General features: G+C 68.4%; 22 protein-coding genes. 11 read left to right on the top strand and 11 right to left on the bottom strand.

Going from position 1 to position 19,624, the window contains the following annotated elements:
* Positions 1–11: 11 nt before the first annotated feature.
* The 7 genes from C5B90_RS06735 to C5B90_RS06705 all read left to right on the top strand — a co-directional run bounded on the left by C5B90_RS06735 (position 12) and on the right by C5B90_RS06705 (position 8,154).
* Entirely contained in the window at positions 12–3,533 is a 3,522-nt protein-coding gene (locus C5B90_RS06735; RefSeq protein ID WP_115880083.1) for an LAGLIDADG family homing endonuclease, read from the top strand.
* A 139-nt stretch (positions 3,534–3,672) separates the two neighbouring features.
* Positions 3,673–4,776, top strand: coding sequence for a hypothetical protein (locus tag C5B90_RS06730; RefSeq protein ID WP_115880082.1), 1,104 nt, complete (start codon positions 3,673–3,675; stop codon positions 4,774–4,776).
* An 89-nt stretch (positions 4,777–4,865) separates the two neighbouring features.
* The gene (locus tag C5B90_RS06725; RefSeq protein WP_115880080.1) at positions 4,866–5,168 is read left to right on the top strand and encodes a hypothetical protein; all 303 of its coding nucleotides are present in this window, start codon (positions 4,866–4,868) and stop codon (positions 5,166–5,168) included.
* 135 nt (positions 5,169–5,303) lie between these two features.
* Positions 5,304–5,642 (top strand): hypothetical protein, encoded by a 339-nt coding sequence (locus C5B90_RS06720; RefSeq protein ID WP_058568304.1) that lies wholly within the window; start codon positions 5,304–5,306, stop codon positions 5,640–5,642.
* A complete protein-coding gene (locus C5B90_RS06715; RefSeq protein ID WP_115880078.1) occupies positions 5,639–6,577 on the top strand; it encodes a hypothetical protein in 939 nt (312 codons plus the stop codon). The genes C5B90_RS06720 and C5B90_RS06715 overlap by 4 nt, the downstream gene beginning before the upstream one ends.
* 51 nt (positions 6,578–6,628) lie before the next feature.
* On the top strand, positions 6,629–7,495 hold the full coding sequence (locus C5B90_RS06710; protein WP_115880076.1) for a hypothetical protein: 867 nt from the start codon (positions 6,629–6,631) through the stop codon (positions 7,493–7,495).
* Positions 7,492–8,154, top strand: a complete 663-nt coding sequence (locus C5B90_RS06705; RefSeq protein WP_115880074.1) for a P-loop NTPase — start codon at positions 7,492–7,494, stop codon at positions 8,152–8,154. The genes C5B90_RS06710 and C5B90_RS06705 overlap by 4 nt, the downstream gene beginning before the upstream one ends.
* A gap of 105 nt (positions 8,155–8,259) precedes the next feature.
* Here C5B90_RS06705 and C5B90_RS06700 read toward each other — a convergent pair whose 3' ends face one another.
* Positions 8,260–9,126, bottom strand: coding sequence for a transcription initiation factor IIB family protein (locus tag C5B90_RS06700; protein ID WP_115880072.1), 867 nt, complete (start codon positions 9,124–9,126; stop codon positions 8,260–8,262).
* A 162-nt stretch (positions 9,127–9,288) separates the two neighbouring features.
* Between C5B90_RS06700 and C5B90_RS06695 the strand changes: the two genes are divergently transcribed.
* A complete protein-coding gene (locus C5B90_RS06695; RefSeq protein WP_008091324.1) occupies positions 9,289–9,810 on the top strand; it encodes a hypothetical protein in 522 nt (173 codons plus the stop codon).
* Positions 9,811–9,912: 102 nt separating this feature from the next.
* Here the strand turns inward: C5B90_RS06695 and C5B90_RS06690 are convergent, their stop codons facing one another.
* The 9 genes from C5B90_RS06690 to C5B90_RS06650 all read right to left on the bottom strand — a co-directional run bounded on the left by C5B90_RS06690 (position 9,913) and on the right by C5B90_RS06650 (position 15,584).
* On the bottom strand, positions 9,913–10,659 hold the full coding sequence (locus C5B90_RS06690; RefSeq protein WP_115880070.1) for a ParA family protein: 747 nt from the start codon (positions 10,657–10,659) through the stop codon (positions 9,913–9,915).
* A gap of 108 nt (positions 10,660–10,767) precedes the next feature.
* Positions 10,768–11,583, bottom strand: a complete 816-nt coding sequence (locus C5B90_RS06685; protein WP_115880068.1) for a hypothetical protein — start codon at positions 11,581–11,583, stop codon at positions 10,768–10,770.
* Positions 11,584–11,669: 86 nt separating this feature from the next.
* Complete coding sequence (locus C5B90_RS06680) at positions 11,670–12,086, bottom strand: HIT family protein (RefSeq protein ID WP_058826809.1); 417 nt, start codon at positions 12,084–12,086, stop codon at positions 11,670–11,672.
* Between the two features lie 60 nt (positions 12,087–12,146).
* The gene (locus C5B90_RS06675; RefSeq protein ID WP_115880066.1) at positions 12,147–12,371 is read right to left on the bottom strand and encodes a hypothetical protein; all 225 of its coding nucleotides are present in this window, start codon (positions 12,369–12,371) and stop codon (positions 12,147–12,149) included.
* A 117-nt stretch (positions 12,372–12,488) separates the two neighbouring features.
* A complete protein-coding gene (locus C5B90_RS06670) occupies positions 12,489–13,118 on the bottom strand; it encodes a uracil-DNA glycosylase family protein (protein ID WP_115880064.1) in 630 nt (209 codons plus the stop codon).
* Positions 13,119–13,349: a hypothetical protein gene (locus C5B90_RS06665; protein ID WP_004973761.1), complete on the bottom strand. Its 231-nt coding sequence runs from the start codon at positions 13,347–13,349 to the stop codon at positions 13,119–13,121.
* 54 nt (positions 13,350–13,403) lie between these two features.
* Positions 13,404–14,255 (bottom strand): ribose-phosphate diphosphokinase, encoded by an 852-nt coding sequence (locus C5B90_RS06660; RefSeq protein WP_115880062.1) that lies wholly within the window; start codon positions 14,253–14,255, stop codon positions 13,404–13,406.
* 60 nt (positions 14,256–14,315) lie between these two features.
* Positions 14,316–15,143, bottom strand: a complete 828-nt coding sequence (locus C5B90_RS06655) for a hypothetical protein (RefSeq protein ID WP_115880060.1) — start codon at positions 15,141–15,143, stop codon at positions 14,316–14,318.
* Between the two features lie 96 nt (positions 15,144–15,239).
* Entirely contained in the window at positions 15,240–15,584 is a 345-nt protein-coding gene (locus C5B90_RS06650) for an SWIM zinc finger family protein (RefSeq protein ID WP_004968975.1), read from the bottom strand.
* 133 nt (positions 15,585–15,717) lie between these two features.
* Here C5B90_RS06650 and C5B90_RS06645 point away from each other — a divergent pair, with 133 nt between their 5' ends.
* The 3 genes from C5B90_RS06645 (at position 15,718) to C5B90_RS06635 (ending at position 19,255) form a co-directional block, all read left to right on the top strand.
* A complete protein-coding gene (locus C5B90_RS06645; protein ID WP_115880058.1) occupies positions 15,718–16,848 on the top strand; it encodes a tRNA (guanine(26)-N(2))-dimethyltransferase in 1,131 nt (376 codons plus the stop codon).
* Between the two features lie 111 nt (positions 16,849–16,959).
* Positions 16,960–18,297 (top strand): YihY/virulence factor BrkB family protein, encoded by a 1,338-nt coding sequence (locus C5B90_RS06640; RefSeq protein ID WP_115880056.1) that lies wholly within the window; start codon positions 16,960–16,962, stop codon positions 18,295–18,297.
* Position 18,298: 1 nt separating this feature from the next.
* Positions 18,299–19,255, top strand: a complete 957-nt coding sequence (locus tag C5B90_RS06635) for a phosphatase PAP2 family protein (RefSeq protein WP_115880054.1) — start codon at positions 18,299–18,301, stop codon at positions 19,253–19,255.
* Positions 19,256–19,332: 77 nt separating this feature from the next.
* Here C5B90_RS06635 and C5B90_RS06630 read toward each other — a convergent pair whose 3' ends face one another.
* The gene (locus C5B90_RS06630; RefSeq protein ID WP_115880052.1) at positions 19,333–19,527 is read right to left on the bottom strand and encodes a hypothetical protein; all 195 of its coding nucleotides are present in this window, start codon (positions 19,525–19,527) and stop codon (positions 19,333–19,335) included.
* Positions 19,528–19,624 lie beyond the last annotated feature (97 nt).

The following is a 19,624-nucleotide window of genomic DNA, read 5'->3' as shown; positions in this document are numbered from 1 at the left end:
ACCCTTGTGCGATGGCGCAGGCCCCCCAGAACCGAGACCTGACGGAGCGGTTCATCGAGTTCTACCGCAACTACTATCGAGAGGAAATCGGAAAACTCGCACAGCAGTACCCGAAAGAAAAACGGTCGCTGTACATCGATTACGACGACCTCTATCGGTTCGACGCGGAACTCGCAGACGACTATATCACGAAGCCCGGCCAGTTCCAGGAGTACGCGGAGGAGGCGCTGCGCCTGTTCGACCTCCCCGCGGACGTGAAGCTCGGGCAGGCGCACGTCCGGATGCGCAACCTCCCCGAGACGGTCGACATCCGGAACATCCGAGTCAACGACGACCACATCGGGACGCTCATCTCGGTGCAGGGAATCGTCCGCAAGGCGACCGACGTGCGCCCGAAAATCACGGAGGCCGCCTTCGAGTGCCAGCGCTGCGGGACGATGAGCTACATCCCGCAGGGCGACGGCGGCTTTCAGGAGCCACACGAGTGTCAGGGATGCGAGCGTCAGGGGCCGTTCCGCATCGACTTCGACCAGTCGAACTTCATCGACTCCCAGAAGCTGCGCGTCCAGGAGTCCCCCGAGGGCCTGCGCGGGGGCGAGACGCCGCAGAGCATCGACATCAACCTCTCGGACGACGTGACCGGCAAGGTCACCGCCGGCGACCATGTCACCGCTGTCGGCGTCCTCCACATCGAACAGCAGACCTCGGGCAACGAGAAGACGCCCGTCTTCGACTACTACATGGAGGGCATCTCGCTCACCATCGAGGACGAGGAGTTCGAGGACATGGAGATATCCGACGAGGACGTGGCCGAAATCGTCGAACTCTCGAACGACCCGGCCATCTACGAGAAGATGGTCGAGTCCGTCGCGCCCGCCATCTACGGCTACGAGCAGGAGAAGATGGCCATGATTCTCCAGCTGTTCTCGGGCGTCACGAAACACCTGCCCGACGGGTCGCGGATTCGCGGCGACCTGCACATGCTGCTGATAGGGGACCCTGGTACCGGGAAGTGTGTCGACGGTGATACGCGAGTCACGCTCGCCGACGGGCGCGACGTGTCGATTCGAGAGTTGGTCGAATCGAACCTTGACGATCCGAAACCAATCGACGACGGCGTCTGGGACACCGCGGACTTCACCGTCCCGTCACTCGGCCCCGACGGAACGCTCACGCCGCGTCAGGCGACGAAAGTCTGGAAGCGAGAGGCCCCAGACCGGATGCTCCGTATCCAGACGAACACCGGCCGCGAAATCGAGGTCACTCCCTCCCACCCGTTGTTCACCCGAACCGACGGGATGACGACCGCAGTCAGGGCGGACGGCTTAACCGAAGGAGAGTTCCTCGCGGCACCGCACTCGCTCCCGGTGACGGGTCGGGACGAACTCGACGTCGACTTCCGGCGATCGAAGTCGCATAACGCGATTCGACTCGAACTCCCAGACGAGTGGGAGCCCTGGCTCGCTCGGCTCATCGGCTACATCGTCGCTGAGGGGTACGTCGAACAGCGCGACGATGCGACCGGGTTCGTCTCCGTAACGAACAACGACCGCGAAGTGCTCGACGACGTGGCAGACGCGTTCGACCGTCTCGGCGTCAACCACTTCGAGCGGTCCCCGCACGAAGAAAAGAGCGCGCGTGAGGTCATCTGTGGGTCCGGCGAGCTCGTTAGCTTCCTCGAAAACCTCTCCCCGGCACTCTTGGCGGGTTCGGCCGAGCAACGAATCCCGGAACAGCTCATGTCGGCAAGTGCGAACACCGGCCGGGCGTTCCTCCGCGCGCTCATCGAAGGCGAAGGCCACGTCTCGGCGAGCCAACGAGAGATAACGGTCGCCTCGATGAGTCGTGAACTCCTCGAAGACGTCCGGACGCTCCTGCTCACGGCTGGTATCCGGTCGCAACTGCGCCCACGACAAAACGGGAGCTACCGGCTCCGAATCAGCGGCAACGACTTCCGGACGTACGTCGACGAAATCGGATTCGTAACCGAGCGGAAGTCCCTTGCGACCACCGAATTCGTGGGAACCAACGGGAACACGAACACCGACTTGATTCCCGCCGGCGGAGAGCTTCGGGAACTCCGCGAGGCGCTCGGGCTCACGCAGGCCGAGTGTGGCCTTCCGCGGTCGACGTACCAGCACTACGAACGAGGCGACCGCACCCCGAGTCGCGGAAGCCTCTCCTGTGTCGTCTCGGCGTTCGAAGATGCACTGCAGAGCCGAGACGGCGAAGAGTCACGAGCGGTCGCTGATGGGGGCCGCTCGGTTGCAGACCGCGTCTCTGAGCTCCGGTCGCTCGTCGATGGCAACGTCGCATGGGAGCGGATTCAGTCGATAGAGCTCGTCGAACCCGCCGAAGAGTGGGTGTACGACCTCGAAGTGGAGGGAACACACAGCTACGTTTCCAACGGGCTCGTCTCGCACAACTCCCAGATGTTGTCATACATCCGACATATAGCGCCACGGTCGGTCTACACGTCCGGTAAGGGTTCGTCCTCGGCGGGTCTCACCGCCGCGGCCGTCCGCGACGACTTCGGCGACGGTCAGCAGTGGACGCTCGAAGCCGGCGCGCTCGTCCTCGCGGACAAGGGTATCGCGGCGGTCGACGAGCTGGACAAGATGCGGCCCGAGGACCGCTCCGCGATGCACGAGGGGCTCGAACAACAGCAGATTTCGGTCTCTAAGGCCGGTATCAACGCGACGCTCAAGTCGCGGTGTTCGCTCCTCGGCGCGGCGAACCCGAAGTACGGCCGCTTCGACCAGTACGAGCCCATCGGCGAGCAGATCGACCTCGAACCCGCGCTCATCTCCCGGTTCGACCTCATCTTCACGGTCACGGACGACCCCGACCCCGACGAGGACTCCAAGCTCGCGGACCACATCCTCAAGACCAACTACGCGGGCGAGTTGAACACCCAGCGGACGAACGTCGCCAACTCCGAGTTCACGGAACAGCAGGTCGACGCCGTCACCGACGAGGTCGCGCCCACCATCGACGCGGAACTCCTCCGCAAGTACATCGCCTACGCGAAGCGCACCTGCTACCCGACGATGACCGACGAGGCGAAGCAGGTCATCCGCGACTTCTACGTGGACTTCCGCGCCCGCGGCGCCGACGAGGACGCGCCCGTCCCCGTCACCGCCCGGAAGCTCGAAGCGCTCGTCCGCCTCGGCGAGGCGTCCGCCCGCGTCCGCCTCTCGGACAAGGTGACCCGCGAGGACGCAGAGCGGGTCACGGGCATCGTCGAGTCCTGTCTGCGCGACATCGGCATGGACCCGGAAACCGGCGAGTTCGACGCCGACATCGTCGAGACCGGCCGGTCGAAGACCCAGCGCGACCGCATCAAGAACCTGCTCGAACTCATCCGCACCATGCAGGAAGAGTACGAGGAGGGCGCGCCCCACGAGGAGGTCCTCGAACGCGCCAACAGCGAGCTGAACATGGACGAGAAGACGGTCAACGACCAGCTGGACAAGCTCAAGATGAAAGGCGACATCTACGAGCCCCGCGGCGACGTGTACCGCGCGACCTGAGCCTTCTCCCCGATTTTCCGACTGTCACGAACGCCGTACTGTCTCGAACTCTGTACTGTCACGACGAGTGGACATTCTCGAACGCGTGTCGTTTATTTACACCAACACTCCTATGTAATCTGAAAGTCATGTAGTACGCATGAATCGTCGAGCGTATCTGGCGACCGCGGGTGCACTCTTTCTCGCGGGATGCTCGTCAGCGGATGGTGGGGAGACGACGACGGAAGAGCCGACGACGACGACTGCCACGCCGACGCCGACGGAAACTCCGACTACGACCACGACTGAAGAACCGACGACGACGGAGGAGCCGCCGACCGAGACGACGACAGAGGAGCCGGACAGAGTGGACCGCATCCTCGGACTCGCCGTGGAGGACCTCGACGCCGCGGTCGAGGAGTTCGCGTCCGCGGCGGGTGACGACGGCGGCTTCCACGACCTGAACGCCACGACGCCGTTCTCGTTCGAGGACGATGCGGCGTCGCTGTACCTCGCGCGCGGCCACTTCAACACGCTCGACCAACTCGACAAGACCGCCGCCCAGCGAAGGCGCCTCGGTCGTCTCCGACGGGCGTTCTGGTTCCTCTGGTGGACGGGAAAGACCCACGAGAACGCCAATCAGGCGTTCTACCGTACCAACAACGCGGTGTCCAGACTGTACGGCGAGGAGTTCAACCGCATCGACACGCAGGTCCAACAGATAGCGGAGGCGCTCGAACCCGCGAGAGACACGCTCGACAGTTTAACGAAGGAGTCCGACGCCGACTCGCTCGACGAACTCACCGGCCTCGAACCCGCTGACCACGGGCGCAAAGTCGACTTCTTCGAGCGGGAGTTCGGGCAGATTTCGGCCTTCGCCGACGACATCCTCTCGTTCCGCAACGCCATCCGGCGGTTACAGGACGGATTCGACGAGTACCTCGGCGAGAGCTACGGCGACGCCACCGGGTCGTTCTTCCGGGCGATGAGCGCGTTCGAGGACCTGAATGCGCGGGTTTCGGAACGCGACCCCGTGGCGGCGATTGCCGAGCGCTCCGAGGAGTTCGTCTGCCTCACCGACGCGATGGCACGGGCCAGCGAGGTGCTCGACGAGGCGGCGACGGCGGGCGACAACGACATCCCCGAAAAGCAGACCAGCCTCGAAAGCGAGGCCCGCGAGGCCTTCGCGGACTGCGACCTCGTGGCGGAACATTTCACCTTCGTCGCCGACTTCTTCGAGGAGCTGCCGGACGAGCGAGCGTGAGACGGCCGTTCGACTCGCGACCCGTCTGTGACCGGCCCGCGTGGAACCGACGAACTTAGTGGAGCGTGCGGCGACGGGACAGACGACCGATGGACCGAATCTCCGCCATCCGCAACATCGAAGACGCCATCCGCGACCTCGAATCGGGCGACGCGGACCTCGCCAGCACCGAGCGGCGCGTCGTGACCGTCCTCCGGACGTTCGCGACGGAGTTCGAAGACGACGCCGGGGACGGGACGCTCGACGCGTGGACGGCCGTCGGCGACGACCGCGCGGAGGGACTCGTCGTCCTCGCCGCCGACGAGGGCGACGCGCGGACGCGGGTCAGAGACCTGCTCGACGAGGCGGCCGGCGACGCCGACGACGTGACGTTCTCCGTCGAGCGCGTCTGAGGCGAGTCGCGCGGAGGTTCGAATCCGATGGACGCGCTACGCGCACCACCGCCGCCGCTCCCGTCTGTGACAGTCGATTGACGCGAGAACGCCGCTGTCGAACGATTTTTCTCCCGACTCCGTGACCCAGCGTGCGTGCTGTTGGTCGTGACCTACTCGCAGGCGGCGCGGACGACGCTTCGGAACATCTGTCGGACCCACGACGAGGTCGTGGTCCGCCGACTGGGTCGCGCCGCGCTGTTCGACGAGACGGAGTTGGCCGCCTTCCTCGCGCTTCGGCTTCGGGAGAAACACGACGAGGCCGTGCAAATCGAACGAACCGAACCGTTCAACGAGTTCGCGGCGGTCCCCGATGCAGTCCGCGAGGCGGCGGCCGCCTACGAGGACCGCGAGTCGCCGGCGACGCCGTACAGCAAGTTCGCTTCGGGAACCGACCACCCCTCGGCCGCGGAGATGAAGCGCCGCGAGCTATGAGGCTTCGACTCCCCGACGGGACCGTCCGCGAAGGGCCGGCCATCGACCTCGCCGACGGACCGTTCGACGTCGGTGCCGACGAGGTCGTCGCCGCGGTAGGGGACGACGGGGGCGACGCGACTGGCGCGCTCCGAATCGACTGTCCGCAGCCGGGTCCCGGGTACGACCGCCTCGGTCGGATTCCCGTCTCGAAGCCGACACCGTCCCGCGGGTGGCTCCTCGCGGCGGTCGGCCGGTCCCGCGGGCTTCGCTCTCCCGTCGCCGACGACCTCGCCCGACTCGAAGCGAAGCTCGCCGAGCGCCGCGACCGTGCGGCCGAGGAGTCGGAAGCGGACGAACGCGAGCGCGCCGACACGTCCGCGGCCGCGCTCCGCGAGGCCCGCCGCCGCGTCGCCGCCGCCGGCGAGGACGAGTCTCGACTCAGAGAGCGCGTCGCAACCCTTCGCGGGCGGGTGAATGCTCACCGAGACGCCGGCGACGACGAGGCGACTGAGACAGCGCAATCGGAACTCGTGGCGGTCGCGACCGAACTCTCCGAGGTCGAAACCGAACGCGTCGCGGCCGAACAGCGGCTCTCGGCGCTCGAACGGGCGGCCCGAACCGAGCGAGACAGTCGCGAGGCACGACTCAAACTCGAAGACGCGGTCGAGAACCGTCGCCGAGAGGCGCGGGCGTACTTCGCGGCCGAACTCGGCGAGGAGTTCGAGGCGGCGCTTCGGGGCCTCGCGGCGGCTCCGTCGCTGATGGCGACTTCGGAGTCGTCTGCCCCGGTGGCCGACCTCGAAGCTGACCCCGTCGCGTACGCGCTGGCCGCCGTCCGCCTCGCCGACCTGTCCGCGCCGGTGGCCGTCGCGTGCGACCGAGTTTCGGACGCCGAGGCCGCAGCGAACTGGCTCGACGCGCCGGTCGTCAGATGCCGGCCGAACGGCGAGTGAGCGAGCCACATCGGGCGTTGATTTATATACGAAGCGGCGGCCAGCCCCGCCATGCACTCCGATATCGACGTGGCCGTAGACGACGGCGTCGCCCTCGTCTCGGTCCGAGTCCACAACGACGCGCCGGTCGACCGTCGCGTCAGGCTTCGTAACCGACTCGACGGGTCGGTGCTCCCGCCGCGTCGCGCCGGCGTTCCCGAAGCCGGCTGGGACGACGACGGATTCGAAGGTGTCGTCCCCGCGGGCTCGACGGTCGCGCTCGGCTACGCCGTCTCCCCGTCGTCGACGGCCGACGCTCCGGGAGCTCAAGACCTCCCCGACCGCGCGGTCGACGTGAGCGCGCTCGGCCGCGCCGACGGCGCGGAGCGGACCACGGGCTCGACGCCCGACGATGCGGTTCGAACGCTCGGTTCGGCGCGGCCGCCGGCCGATGCAGTTCCCGTCGCTTCTGACCTGCCGCCGACGCTGGAGCCGGAGACGCCCGAACCGACACCCAGCACGACGAGCGACGCGTCAGATGGTGAGCGCCGAGAGCCGCTTCCGAGTTCCGAACCTCGGACTCGCCCCGAACGTCCCGAACCGTCCGAACAGCCCACGGACGCCGACGTGTCGGCGGCGGTCGGGTGCCCTGAGGAGCGTGGTCACGAGACCGCGCAGTCACTCGAAGCGGAGCCGCCGGAGTCGCCGGAGCCGCTCACAGCGTTTGAGCGTCGCATCGAGCTCGCCGAGCGGTTGGACGGCGCGTCGGTCGCGGACGCCGCGGCGACGCTCTCGGAGGCCGACGCCGGCGTCGAGGCGCTCGAATCACTCGATTCGGACCGCGAACGCCTTCGCCGACTGGCAGCGCGCGCGACGGCGCTCGCGGACCGCGCGGCCGACGCCGACCCCGACGTGGACGCGCTCCGGAGGCTCGCGTGATTCTCGCGGTCGTCTCCGGGAAGGGCGGCGTCGGGAAGTCGACGCTGTCGTTCGAACTCGCGGCGGAACTGGGGGCAGTCGTCGTCGATGCCGACCTCGGGATGGCGAACCTCCCGTACGCCCCCGGTCCCGACCTCCACGACGTGCTCGCGGGGCGCGCGGACCCGCTCGAAGCCGTCCGCTCGGGCGGCCCGGTCTCGATTCTCCCGTGCGGGCGGACGCTCGCCGGTGCACGGGCGGCCGACGTGCGCCTCCTCGCCGACGCGCTTCACGCGGTCGAAGCGGCCTACGGCGACGTGGTCGTGGACTGTCCCGCGGGGATGCGCGCCGACGCCGGCGTCCCGCTCACTATCGCCGACGCCTGCGTCGTGGTCGCGTCACCGAAGGGGTACGCGCTGGCCGACGCGGTTCGGACGCGGGAACTCGCGCGCGAACTCGGGTGCGGACTCGCCGCCGTCGCGGTCAACCGCGTCGTCGACGAGGTGCCGCTCGACGCCTTCGCCGACGTGCTCGGCGCACCGGCGACGGAGATTCCCGCGGACTCCCGACTTGCCGAGGCAGTCGAGCGGTTCGACCCGGTCGTCGCCTCGTCGCCGGAGAGCCTTCCCAGTAGTCGTATTCGAGAACTCGCGGACGCGGTTCGCGTAAGCGGCCGGTAGAAACGTCGTCTCGTCTTCGGTCCGTTCGTGTGGTTCGCAGTTCGATTCTCGCGTTTCCCTCGCCGTCGTCTCAGTTAGCGAGTCCCGTCGCCTGTCGGCGTCGGCTCACTCGCGGAGCGCCACGTACGTCTTGCGGAGCGTCACGGGCGTCACGTCGGCCACGTCGGCGGCCTCGGCCTGCGTGCAGTCCTCGCCGCGGTCGCGAGCCGCGGTGTAGAGACACGCCGCGGCGACGCCGCAGGGGTTCTTGCCGCCAACGACGCCCTCGTCGCGGGCTTCGGCGACGTACTCGCGTGCCCGGCGCTCGGTGTCGCTGTCGAGGTCGAGTTTGGTCGCGAACCGCGGCAGGTACTCGGTCGGGTCGGCGGGCGCGACGGGCAGGCCGAGGTCGCGGTTGAGCGCGCCGTAGGCCGCTTGGTGCTCCGATTCCGTGGCCTTCGACACGTCGCAGACCTCCTCGACGCTCCGGGAGACGCCGGCGACACGGCAGGCGGCGTAGACGCAGGCCGCGGCGAACCCTTCGAGCGAGCGACCGCGCAGGAGGTCCTCGTTCTGGGCGGACTCGAACAGCGAACACGCCTGGTCGCGGATGTGGTTCGGAAGCGACAGCGCGCTCGTCACGCGGCGAATCTCGGTGAAGGCGTACACCTGATTGCGCTCGCGCTTGGTCGAGATGCGGGCGCGGTTGTGTTGACGGCGCATGCGGGCGAACTGCCGACGCTTGCGGCCCTTGATACGCGTCGAGCGGCCGATTTCGGTCGACAGCCCGCGGTCGTGGCGCGAGCGGGTGAGCGGCGCGCCGGTGCGGGCGGGGTTCCGGTCGTCGTCGGCGAACGAGCGCCACTCGGGGCCGTGGTCGATGCGGTACTCCGAGACGACGAGGCCGCAGTCGGTACAGACCGTCTCGCCGGCTTCGAAACCGAGGTGTCCGTCGCATTCTGGGCAACCCTGGGGGGAACGTGCTTCGCTCATCACAATTGAAAATCGGTCGCGAACGGGTATTTAAACACGGGTTGAAACGGGGGTAGAACCTCGATTGCTGCCGCTAGAACCTACCGGTAACCGGTAGGTTACAGACTCAATTTTGATACTGATTAGGAACGTTTTTACTCAGTAGGCGCGGACCACCGAGCGATGGGACTGTCGGATATCGCCGCCGCATTAGAGACGACGACGACTGAACAGCGTTCGCGCTGCGTTCCGACTGTCGACGACACCGGTGTTTCCCTCCGCGAGCGCTTCGAGGCGCACGCAGACGCGCTCCCCTGTGCGCCTGCGGCTGCGGAGCGGGTTGTCGAAGCACACGGGTCGGGCACGTCAGTCGGCGAGAGCGCGAGCGACGCAGGCGTCGCTCCGGTCACGGCGGCGAAAGTCTTGCATCGTTGCGGCGAAGCGGGCGTGATTCCCCTCGCACCCGAGGCGCGACGCATCGTCCGCGATTGGATCGACGGACGAATCTCGCGCGCCGACGCGCTCGCGCTCACCGGCGCCGAGCCGTCGGAGTTCGCACTCGCGACGTACGTCGAGACGCACGACCCCATCGACCCCCTCGTCGAAGCCGTCGAGGGCGCGCTGACCGACCGCACCGACGCGGCCGTCGCGAAGCGCGATTCACTGGCCGAGACCATGAGCTCGGTCACTGACATGCAGTTCTGACGCGGGATACGCCTCCCCACCTCCCGTTTTCACGCTCGCGAGCGGCGGCGCTCGCCAGCCGTCTGTCCGTTCTCTCGAAACTCGCTCGTCGCGTCGTGCGATTCAGCGACGGACGTACTCGCCGACCGAGGTGAGCACGCCACCGGCGGCCGTCACCGAATCGAGTTCCACGTCGAGGAGGACCTCCGCGACCGCGGCGACGCCCGCCGCGAGGTCGACGTCGTCGCGGCACGCCGGCGCGTCGGCGATGTCATTCGCGTCGGTTTCGGGAACGACCACGTCCGCGTCGCCGAGCGCGCCGAACGTGGAGACGACCGCGTCGATGTCAGCGCCGATGTCGGCGGCCCGAGCGCTGAGCCGACCGACGGCGTCGGCACCGCGGTCCGTGGCGGGCGCGACGAGCGCGACGCGGTCGCACGCCGCGGCGGCGGCGACGGTCTGATTCGACGCGAGAAGCGGCGCGTCGACGAGCACGTGGTCGAAGCTGTCGGCGGCCTCGGCGATGCGACCCTCGAACGCCCGCGCGGCGTCAGGAGTCATCGCCCGCGCGAGTCGCTCGAACGGGGCCGCGGCGGGGCAGACGGCGACGCGTCCCTCGGTGTCGGTTTCGAAGTCTACCAGCCCCGACTCCAGCGGCACGTCCGCCGCGTCGGTGACGAGCGACGTCGCGTCGGGGTCGAGCGCTCCCGAGACGTAGTCCGAGAGCCCCTGCGTGGCGAACGCCGCGTCGAGGACCGCCACGTCGCGGTCGTCGGTCGCGAGCGCCGCGGCGAGTTCGAGCGTCAGTCGGGTCGTCCCCGCACCGCCGGCGACGCCGACGAGCGCGGTGGTTCTGGGGGGAATCGGCATACCGCGACTGGTCGGCTTCTCGAATTAATAGCTTCGGTCGGCCGGAATTGGTGTCGTCGGATGATACTATTCAGCTCGCGGAGATGATTTTGACGGCCGGCGGTGGGGCTAGACCGACCACTCCTCGTCGGCCGCGTCAGGGTCAGACCCCGGCACGGCGTCCGTACAGGCTCGATAGAAGCAGACCTTGTACGTTCGGCCGACGAGCGTCGAGACCGCCGCGCTGACGGCCACGACGGCGATATCGACCGCCGACATCGGTGTTTGAACCGCCGTCATCGCGCCGGCGATACTGGTCGCCCCGTCGAGGGTGACGAGCCAGACGACCGGCAGGTCGACGACCGAGGCCACGGCGGTCGCCACGACCGCGTAGCCGACGACGCTCCGAAGGTTGCCGAAGACGAAGTCGACGCTACGGCTGAGCGACCCACCGGCGGTCTTGCCGTCGAGGACGACGGCGGTGTCGAAGAAGGTGAAGACGTAGACGACGGCCATCAGGACCACGACCGCCACCCCGGTCGCGGCGAGTTCGGCGAGCGTGAGGCTCGCGGAGCCGGTCAGCACCGCATTGAGCCGGTCGGTGCCGATGTAGCCGAGGAGGCTCCCGCCGACGACCATCGCGACGACGACCACGACGAGCGCGGCGAGGAGTGTCGCGCCGAACAGGCTGACGTAGTAGCGCTGTGCCGCGGTGGACGCGCGCAGGTCGGTGTCGGTACCGGGGCGTGCGCCGTCGGCGGCGGTGTAGAACGCGCCGATGAGCGCCGGCACAGCGAGGAGTTGGAGGAGCGAGCCGACGGCTCCAGTTGGTCCGGAGGCGGTGTTCAACGCGCCGATGAGCCCGAACGCGAGGGCGAACGCGACGAGCACCGGCGTCTCGGTGACGATTCGGAGGGCCGTTCGAAACGATTGGAGGACTGTCACGACAGCCGGTACTCGCGGCGGCCTCATGTGTGTTTATATCGACACGTTCGGCGGGAGAAGCGGAACCCGCCGGAGGGAGACCCGCTTCAGCCCGAGATAGCCGCCTCGATGTCGGCCAGCTCCTCGTCGGAGAGGTCGGGGCGCTCGCCCGCGACGGCGTGGATGGGACTGCCGCCGTCGCCCTCGAACCGCGGGACGATGTGGACGTGGACGTGGTCGACTTCCTGGCCGGCGGCGGGGCCGTTGTTGATGCCGATGTTCGTCGCGTCGGCGTCGACGCCCGCCTCGACGCGCGGGACGAGGTCGTTGACGGCGGCGAAGAGGTCGGCGGCCGCGTCGGCCGGCACCTCGTCGAGTCGGGCGTGGTGCTCCTTCGGGACGACGAGCGTGTGGCCGGGCGCGAGCGGGTTGGCGTCGAGGAACGCAAGCGAGTGGTCGGTCTCGTGGACGATTCGGCCGGGGATGTCGCCGTCGACGATGGCGCAGAAGATGCAGTCGGACATACGTGGCACGTCGATTGGCGAGGAAAAGAAAGTTCGGACCGGTTCGACGACAGGGTCGCGTCAGTACCGCTCCGCGGACCGTTCGCGGTCGCCGGCGTCGCTGTAGATTCGGTCCCTCCCGTCGCCTTCGTCGCCTCGGGTTCCATCGTCAGCGCGCTCACCGCCGAACCGCGCTCGAAGGCGCGTCAGTCGCTTCTTGACGCCGGCGACGAACAGGTCCATCGCCTTCAGGACGGGGCGGAAGACGACTTCGAGAATCAGGTCCGCGATGAGGTCGCCGAGCATCGGTGTGGGCGAACCATGTCAACCCTCAGCCATGAATATGCGGGGTGTCGAGCGGCGCGGTCGGTACGGTCGGTGCAGTCGGCGGGCGTCGCGGTCCGCGTCGGCGACGTGATGGTCTCAGGGGAGTCGCGATTCCAAGTCGGCCAGATACTCGTCCAACTCGTAGCCGAGTCGGGAGAGCCACACGTCGCGGTAGGAGGGGTGTAAAAGCGGGACCACGGTGTAGCCGAACCGCTCGCTCTCGACGGGTTCGAGGACCGTATCGAGGAAGCCGTCGAGCGAGGTGTCGTCGAGCGCGAGGACGCTTTCGGTCGCGTGGCGGCCGGTCGGGACCACCACGTCAGGGTCGACGGCTTCGAGTTCGGCGACGAGGTGGTCGCGGCAGTTTTCCTTCTCGGCGGCCGTGGGCGCGCGGTTCGACCCCTCGCCGTCCGAGGGGAAGCACTTGACCGCGTTCGTGTAGAAGACGCCCGACTCGTAGCCGACGGCGGCCATCGTCTCGCGGATGCGGCGGCCCGAGTGCCGGGCCGTGTAGGACATCCCGGTCCAGTTGCCGCCCCGCCAGCGGTCGGCGTCGGGGTTGCCCGCCCCCGGCGCTTCGCCGACGACCATCACGGTCGCGTCGTCGGGGCCGACGCCCCACGAGATGCGGTTTCGGCACTCGACGAGCGCCGGACAGCGCGCGCAGTCGGGTTCGAGGACGAGCGTCTCGTCGTCGTCGGGAAACCGGGGGTCAGCGTCGACCATCTACTCCGTCAGGGGGAGCACGATGCCGAAGATAATCGGCGAGAACAGGACCAGCGCGATGCCGAGCCACTCGGCGTCGAAAAACAGCGTGCGCTCCCAGCCCGGAAGTGCGCCGCCGTTCATCGCGAGGGCGACTTTCGCGCCGACAGCGCCGAACAGGAACAGCGCGAGCCCCAGTCCGAGGCCGGTCTTCGTCATCCGCGGGTAGTCGATGTCTCCGTAGCGTCCCATGTTACTCCGAGATGCGGGGACTGGCAAAACCGTTTCGAGAGGCTGTGTGACTCGTTACCGTTCGAGCTCGTCGGCGAGGACGGGCGCGACGGACACCTCGCTCACGTCGCGTTCGATGGTGTCGGTCCCGACGACGCGCTCGATACCGGCGCGAGCGAGTTTCGTGCGGGCGTTACGAGCCAGAAGCGGGTGGACGGTCGCACAGAAGACGCGTTTCGCGCCGCCGTCGGCGAGGACGCCGACTGCCTCGCTCATGGTCGACCCGGTGGCGATGATGTCGTCGGTGATGACCACGTCGCGGCCCGCGAAGTCGGCGTCGCTCGGCGTGATTTCCACGTCGGTCCCGGAGTGGCGCACCTTCTCGAAGTAGTCGGTCTCGCCTTCGCCGTAGGCGTCGCGGACGGTCTCTGCGATGCCGATGGCCCCCGAGTCGGGCGACAGAAACAGCGCGTCGTCGAGTTCGGGGAGCGGTTCGGCGAGTCGTCCGGCGGCGTCGACGATGTCGACTGGCACGTCGAAGAAGTCGGCGACGGCGTCCTCGTGGGGGTTGACGAGCACGACGCGGTCAGTCGTCGTGCTGACGGCGCGGGCGACCGCGCGGGCCGAAATCGGGTGGCCGGCCTCGAACGCCTTGTCCTGTCGGGCGTAGCCCATGTACGGGATGACCGTCGTGACCTCGGAGGCGCCGGCCTCGCGGACGGCGTCCTGCAGTTGGAGGAGTTCGACGTAGGCGTCGTTGCTGGCGGTGCTGGCGACGATGGTGGCGGCGTCGGCGTCGAAACCGGGGACCGCGGCCAGCGTCTCGCCGTCGGGGAAGCGGTCGTACTCGACGGCCGCGAGCGACTCGCCGAGTTCGGCGGCGAGCGCGGCCGCGAGTGCCTGGGAGGATGCGCCGGGTACGAGCATACCCGTTCGTCTCTCGTGGGGGGTAAAACCGCTTTTCGTTGTGTTCAGCCCCGTCGCGTGTCAGCGAACCGCGACGCCGACCGTGTCTAACCCGAGCACCTGCGTCCGCCAGTCGCCTCCGGTCAGCCGAACGCAGAAGCTTCCCGCGTCGGTGACGGCGTAGGCGGCCCGAGCGTCGTGGGCGAGCGCGACGACCGTCTCGTCCAGCGGAATCGGTGCGTCGTCCCACGCGCCCGCCTCGTCGTCGCGCGCGACGACGCCGTCAGGCCCGACCGCGTGGGCGCGGCCGTCCGGCATCGACGCGACCGCCGAAAACGCCCCGTCGAGCGCGTCCATCCAGCCGTTGCCGAGCGCGTACAGCCCCGAGTCGGTCGCGGCGAGCGGGGTTCCCGAGTCGCCGCCGAGGCGGCCCGCGGGGTCGGACACGTCGTTCACGTCGTCGAGGCCGACGTGCGAGAGGCCGTCGTCGCCGACGCGGTAGACGCCGTCTTCGGCCGCGACGAGGCTCCCGTCGAGGGCGCGGACCGCTCCGACCTCGCCGAGGTCGGTCCACCCGGACTCGTCGAAGCGGGCGACGCGACCCGACTCGTCGGCGGCGACGACGCGATTGCGGTGGAAGCCGACGGCCGTCGCGGGGCCGAAGTCGAGTTCGTGGTAGTCGTCGCTCTGTACGAGTAGCACGTCCTCGTCGGTAGCGACGGCGACTTCTCCGGGCGACCCGGCGGCGTCCCGCGCGGTACACCGGTGGTCGATGCGGAAGCCGCCGACGAGGTCGTCGGACACGTCGACGGTCACGACCCCGACGCCGGCGGCGACGTACGCCGTCTGCTTGCCGGACTTGTCCGCGTACACCCGCTTTTCGTCGATAGAGAGGTCGAAATCAGCCATCCGTTGGCCCGAGATTCGCGGCGGGGTTCGGAAAGGATTGTGGTCGTTCCCGCGGCGCGGCGACGGGCCGAACGGAGGCGCGGCCGAGACGTGTGATTACAGGAATTCCCGCACGTCGGAGTACCACATGTCGTGGTGGTCCAGTTCGCCGAGCGCCTCGGCCACGTCGACCGCGAGGACGTGCCAACAGCGCTCGCCCTCGTCGGGGTCGAGGTTGTACTGGGAGTCCTTGCAGGTACAGCCGCGGTCTTCGACCACGTACTCGTCGTCGTAGCCGACGACCACGTCGAAGTCGCGGTAGCGCTTCACCCGTCGCTCGGAGACGGCCTCGATGGCCGTGACGCCCCGGTCGCCGTGGGCGTCGACGATGGCCTGCACGATGGTCGGCGAGAGCCGCCCGGTCTCCGCGAGCGCCGCTCGCCAGTCGTCGGCCGGGTCCACGCCCCCGAGTTCGTCGGTGGCGGTGAAAACGCATTCGATGCCGCGGGGTGGACCGACCGCCGCAACCGCATCGCGCAATCGCATCGCACAATCGCATCGCAACCGGTTTCCGCCCGCGCGGGCGACTGCGGGTATGCACGTGAGCGAGGGAGGCGTCGAAATCGAGGTTCCCGACGCCCGCGACGGGGCGTCAGCGGGGACCGGCGACGATGTCTTCTACAACCCCACACAGGAGTTGAACCGGGACATCACCGCGGCCGTCCTCCGCGCCTTCCGCGAGCGCGAACCCCGCGCCGAGAGCTATCTCGACGCGATGGCCGCCTCGGGCATCCGGGGCGTCCGCGCCGCCGCCGAGGGCTACGACGTGACCTGCGCCGACCTCGACACCGACGCCGTCGAACTCGCCCAGTCGAACCTCGACCGCGCCGGCAACGGCGGCGAGGCGGTCCACCGCAACGCCAACGCCCTCATGTACGACTCCGTCTTCGACGTGGTCGACCTCGACCCCTTCGGCACGCCGATGCCCTTCGCGGACCCCGCCTTCGCCAACACCCGCGACCTCGTCTGCGTCACCGCCACCGACACCGCCCCGCTGTGCGGCGCACACCAGAAAAGCGGCATCCGGAAGTACGGCTGTCTCCCGCAGAACACCGACTACCACCCCGAGATGGGGCTTCGGACGCTCCTCGGCGCGATGGTTCGCACCGCCGCCCGCTACGACAAGGCCGCCGTCCCGATTCTCTCGCACGCGACGCGCCACTACGCGCGGGCGTATCTCGAACTCGACGAGCGGGCGACGAAGGCCGACGAACTCCTCGAATCGACCGGCTTCGTCTACCACTGCGAGGACTGCCTCCACCGCGAGGCCGAGCACTCGCTCATCGCCCACCCGCCCGAGGCGTGCGCCAACTGCGACTCGACCCGGATTCTCGAAGCCGGCCCCATCTGGCTCGGTCCCGTCTCCGAACCGGCGTTCGCCGAGGCCGTCCGCGACGAGGTGACAGAGGACTTCGGCACCGCGAAACGCGCTCGCAAACTCCTCGACACGCTCGCGGTCGAACTCGACACGCCGACCCACTTCGACCAGCACCGCCTCTGTAAGCTCTGGGGACGCTCGGCCTCGAAGATGGAGACGTTCCTCGAAACGCTCCGCGACGCCGGCTACGACGCCACCCCCGCGCACTACCACGGCACCGCGTTCAAGACCGACGCGACGGTCGCGGAGATTCGCGAGGCGACCGCCGCGCTCGACCCCGAGGCCTGAGAGCGACCCCGCGGCCCGAGCGGCCCGGGCCTGAGCGGCCGCCCCCGGAACCACTTCAGGCCGCCGCGTCGGCGAGTAGCTTCTTTGTCTCCCGTGTCGTTTTCGTGATACGTGAGCGCCAAGATTCGAACCGTCGTTCCCGTCGCGCGGACCGTCGTCGACACGATTCGGGAGAAAGAAATCTCGTTTCTCGCGGCTAGTATCTCGTACTACGCGCTCGTCTCGCTGATTCCGCTTCTCGTGCTCGGCGTCGTCGTCGCCACCGCGGTCGGCGGCGCGGAGTTGCAGGCGCAACTCCAAACGCTCGTCGAACAGTACCTCGTCCCGACCGGACAGGACCTCGTCGAGGAGGCCCTCACGGACCGAACCGGACAGGGAAGCGTCGGAGCGGTGAGCCTCGCGTTGACGGTCTGGGGCGCGCTGAAGCTCTTTCGCGGCCTCGATATCGCCTTCTCGCGCATCTACGGGTCCGAGGCGGGCGGCCTCCTCGACCAGCTTCGAGACGGCACCATCGCCCTCGCCAGCATCGGCGTCGGCACCATCGGCGTCGCGGTGGTGACCGCGCTCCTCGGCCTCCTCGACGTGCCGTTCCTCCAACTGCTCTCGCCGCTCCTGTTGCTGCTCACGCTCTGTGCGGCGTTCTTCCCGCTGTACTACGTCTTCCCCGACGCCGACCTCTCGCCGCGGGAGGTCGTCCCCGGAACCATCCTCGCGGCCGTCGGCTGGACCGTCCTCGGTGTCGGCTTCGGTATCTACGCGTCTGTGGCCGGCGCGTCGGTCGCGGGCGCGCTCGGGACGCTCCTGTTGCTCGTGACGTGGTTCTACTTCTCGGGGCTCATCCTGCTTTCGGGCGCGGTCGTCAACGCGGTTCTCGCGGGGGTCGGCGGCGACGCCCTGCCCGCGGAACCGCGTGACCCGCCGGGGGGACCGCCCGGAGTGGACCGGCAGGTACAACATACGGGAGGCCGACATGACGCTCGTACGGATATGAGCGACGACCGAGGTGACACCGATGGGCCGCGGACGGAGGACACCGGCGACGCGGAGACCGGCGCGTCCGTCTCCCCGCGCGGCGCTCCCGACATCGAGGAGCTGGAATCGCAGGTCGAGGAACTCCGCGCCGACCTCGACGCGTTCGAGGACGACGTGACGGACCGGACGGTCGAAAAGCCCAAGCTCGAAGCCGAGTTGAAGCGCTACGTCCGCCGGCGGATGCGCCGCGGCAAGGCCCGCGGCTGGGGTCCTTACCTCGTGCTCGGCTACGGCGTCGTCCTCACGCTCGGCGCGTTCTACTACCTCCAGTCGGACCTCATCGCGGTCGTCGCCATGCTCATCATCTTCCTGTCGACGCTCGGGCTCTACGTCCTGTTCGTCATCTTCGGCATCGGCCTGAACGCGCTCGGCCTCCCCGGCCGCGCCGTCGACGCGGTCCGCGAACGCCGCGGCTGAGATGTTCCGGTTCGCACTCTCCCTCCAGACTCGCGGGTTCGGCGAGCTAGCGCTCACGGACGTGCCGGACGCGCTCGTCTTCCTGTTCGGGCTCGTCACCCAACTCGGCGACCAGTGGTTCTTCTTCCTCGCGTTCACGTCGCTGTACTGGCTCTGTCGCCCCCGAATCACGGCACGCCCGCGGCGGACCGCGGCCTCCTTCGTCGGCCTTGCGTTTATCTCCCTGTCGCTGGTGACGGCGCTCAAAGTCGGCTTCGCGCTCCCCCGCCCGCCGACGGCCGACATCGCTTCGGCACCGAACTGGCCTGCCCCGCTCGCGGACCTGTTCGTCTCGTTTACGACTGACGATGGGTTCGGGTTCCCAAGCGGGCACGCACTCGGGACCACGGTCGTCTACGGGGCCGCCGCGCTGCTGCTCGACGTGTGGGACCGACGGCGACGCGTCCTCGCCGCCGCGGCTATCGTCGCAACAGTCGCACTCTCCCGCGTCGTCATCGGGGTTCACTACGGTGTCGACGTCGTCGTCGGCGTGCTCCTCGGTCTCGTCGTGTTGAAGACCGTCTTCACCGTCGCTGCCGCAGACGACGCCCCCGGCCACCTCGACCCGACGCGACTGTTCGCACTCGCAGTCGGGCTCAGTGTCGTGGCCCTCGCAGTGGTCGTCGCGAGTGGGGCGTCGCACCACACGGCAAACGCGTCTGCTGCCCTCGGTGGGTCGCTCGGCGGCCTCGTCGGTTGGTCCCGGCTTTCTGACCACGAGTCGCTGCCGACACTGTCGCTTCCGGCTGCACTCGTGTCGCTCCTCGTTGCGGGCGCGCTCTGGGTCGCTGCCGACGCGCTTCAGGTTGTTCCAATCGCGATTCTCGCGACCGGAACTGCCGTCGCGTTCATCCTCGTCGCGCCGTGGATACTGGGCCGACTCGGGCTCGGCGACGGGACGACTCAGCGCGCCGACTGATTGACTGACTGATTCGTTGGCTGTCGCCGACGGTGCGACTGACACCTCTCTGTTCCGACTGCGACGATTCTGCCCGCTCACAACCCGGCGAGTTTCGCGAGTCCGACGGCGACGAAAATACCGCCGAGAAATTTGAAGGCGACGCCGCCGGTCTCGGACGACCGCGCCCCGTCCGTCACCGGGCCGAACCGCCGGGCGAACCGCATATCCTCAGAGAAAACGAACAGGACGAGCCCGAACGCGACGAACGCGAGGTCAGAGACAAGCGACATTCGCGCGTCGCTATGGGACGAGGGCACGTAGACCCTCGGCCGTGAGTTGGTCGCGGTTCGGCTACTGCCGGAGGCGGATGACTCTCGTTTGGTCTCT

The sequence above is a fragment of the Haloferax sp. Atlit-12N genome, assembly GCF_003383095.1.
GTDB lineage: Archaea > Halobacteriota > Halobacteria > Halobacteriales > Haloferacaceae > Haloferax.
The sequence above is the reverse complement of the archived record's forward strand: the minus strand, read 5'-3'. Positions and strand labels throughout refer to the sequence as shown.